The organism is Mycobacterium sp. (genome assembly GCF_035653355.1).
Taxonomy (GTDB): domain Bacteria; phylum Actinomycetota; class Actinomycetes; order Mycobacteriales; family Mycobacteriaceae; genus Mycobacterium.
This window is the reverse complement of record NZ_DASRBZ010000026.1, coordinates 1-2,111: the sequence shown is the minus strand read 5'-3', so window position 1 is coordinate 2,111 and position 2,111 is coordinate 1. Positions and strand designations below refer to the sequence as shown.

General features: G+C 64.1%; 2 protein-coding genes. One reads left to right on the top strand and one right to left on the bottom strand.

Going from position 1 to position 2,111, the window contains the following annotated elements; all coding sequences use genetic code 11:
- Positions 1 to 690: 690 nt before the first annotated feature.
- Complete coding sequence (locus VFA16_RS00815) at positions 691 to 996, top strand: hypothetical protein (RefSeq protein ID WP_324965992.1); 306 nt, start codon at positions 691 to 693, stop codon at positions 994 to 996.
- On the opposite strand, the gene VFA16_RS00810 is transcribed toward VFA16_RS00815, so the two are convergent.
- Positions 989 to 2,111: hypothetical protein (locus VFA16_RS00810; protein ID WP_414687605.1), on the bottom strand; the 1,123-nt coding region annotated here is incomplete at its 5' end. The genes VFA16_RS00815 and VFA16_RS00810 overlap by 8 nt on opposite strands.

Genomic DNA, 2,111 nt, shown 5'->3' with positions numbered 1-2,111 from the left:
GGTCGACAGCTCCGGTATCCCCTGCAGTCGGTGCACTGGCTCGATACAAGAACCGTCGATCTGGCGTGTAGTCATCCCGTCGCCGTAACGGGCGCCGACATCCAGATGGACGGTTCCGCCGCGATCTGTGGAGGAGGCCGCGGTCGCCGAGATGGCAGTCAAGACGCATCAACCATCCCCCGGGGGGCTTGATTGCAGAGATTATCGATGCTCAGCTAATCTACGACAACCGCGTCGTGACCGCGGACCGGTGCCACCTGGCGAAGAGCGTGATGTGTAGACAGGTACGCTTACTCATGATAGTCAGCTGACTGCGCAATGAATCCTAGGTTGAAGAGATCATTACGAGCGGCACTGTTCGCCGCCGCGTGCCTTCTGACTCTTTTTGCAATCGCACGAGCAATCGGAGGTCACTATGGCGACGCAATTGGAGAAGGAGTTGTTGCTGCCATTCTCTGGGTGCTCGCCGTCGCGTTCGTCCGTAGCACCGCTGGCCGATTGGAATAGGTCGGATCCTGGCACGCGACCGTTGCTGAACGACGGTCATCGGTCACGGCGAGGCCGACTGGACATCGGCGAAGATTGCATCTCGCTCAGGAGAGCACGCCCACTGCCACGCCGGGAGGCGTTCGTGATCGCCGGCGTGCCCGACGACGAGTGGACTGCGTTCGAGGAGGCATTGGCTGAGACATGAACGACGCCCATCCGGCGGGCGTCGTCGTGGACACGATGGTCATCAGCTGGCTGTTCGACGACCGTCCAAACCCACTTGCGGACCGCTACCGGGCACTGATCGGCCCGGTACCGGTACTCCTCGCCTTTCAGACGGTGATGGAACTGCGCTTTGGAGCGATCCGCGCGGGGTGGGGCGAGCTACGTCTTGACCAGCAGGACATCGTTCCGGGGTCGAGGGAGGTAGGGTTCCCGCAGGACATCGTTCCATGTGGTGGGGTCTGTTGGCCGCAGGAGATCGTTCCGGCCGAATCCGTTATCTGAGGGTGCGGGACAGCTTGAAGTCTCCCTTGTGGACGATCTCGCCGTTGACGGTGACGATCTGAACGGTCTTTGCCCGGACCTTGATAACGGCGGTGACGTATTGGTGGGCGTGGTCGGCTTCGAGGGTGACCCGCTTGCCGAACAGATCGACGATCCGGTTGGAACGCACGTAGCGGACCACCTCGATGCGTCCTCGCGCCGGTAGAGCGTCGGGGACCTGGTAGTCGGCCACCGGGTAGTAGCGCAGCCGATTGGCCGATATTTCGTCAGGGCTCGCGCCGCCGTGGGCGGAGTAGCGATGCTCGGAGTTGTGGAACGCCACGAACGCACGGTTCTCGGCGCGAAGATGGTCGATCCCCGCGAAGCGTTCGGTTCGAAAAAAGCTTTTGTCCCAGACGTCGTTGAAATGCTCGACGACACCGTTGCGCCACGGTTCACGCAGCGGAATGAACCCGACGGTGACATCTAGGTCCAAGGCGGCAACGACCGGCCCGAAGTGCTGCCAGGCGGGTGGGATCGCGCCACGGAAGTTGGAGGCGTTGTCGAACTGGGCGACGGCGGGCACCCCGACGCGGCCCCACATCGCCACGACCGCCGCGGCGACCAGGTTCGGCCGTGTCGTAGGGAGGATCTCACTGGCCGCGCGGTGCGACCCGACGTCGATGAGGTTCAACGCGCTGAACTCGACGCCACCGTCGAGGTGGCGAGGACCGACCATGTCGATCTGGTGTGTCGTGCCCGGCTCGGGTGCCAACCGGGCTGGATAGGCGACGCCTTTGGGCACGTAGCCGGCCGGACGTCGCCTCGGTTTCGCGAGACCTGCCGCCGTGATCACCCTCTCGATCGTCCAACGGTTCGGGATCGGGTCGACACCCATGCGTCGCAACTGCCAGGCGACCGCCAACGCACCGTATTGGCCACGCGGATCAGCCTCGAGGCGCCGGCGGGCGTCGATGATCAGCTGGCGCAGTTCATCAGAGGTCCGAGAAGGCGACGACAACGGCGCCCGGGACCGGTCGGCCGCCCAAAGACCGTCGCCCGGCTCCTCGTCAGCCCGGGCAGCCCATTTGCGTACCCAGCGGCTTGTCCGACCCAACGACACGGCGATCTCCTCG

Excerpts from the sequence above, each read along its gene's own strand:
- VFA16_RS00815 (WP_324965992.1), top strand. The coding sequence starts at position 691 with ATGAACGACGCCCATCCGGCGGGCGTCGTCGTGGACACGATGGTCATC.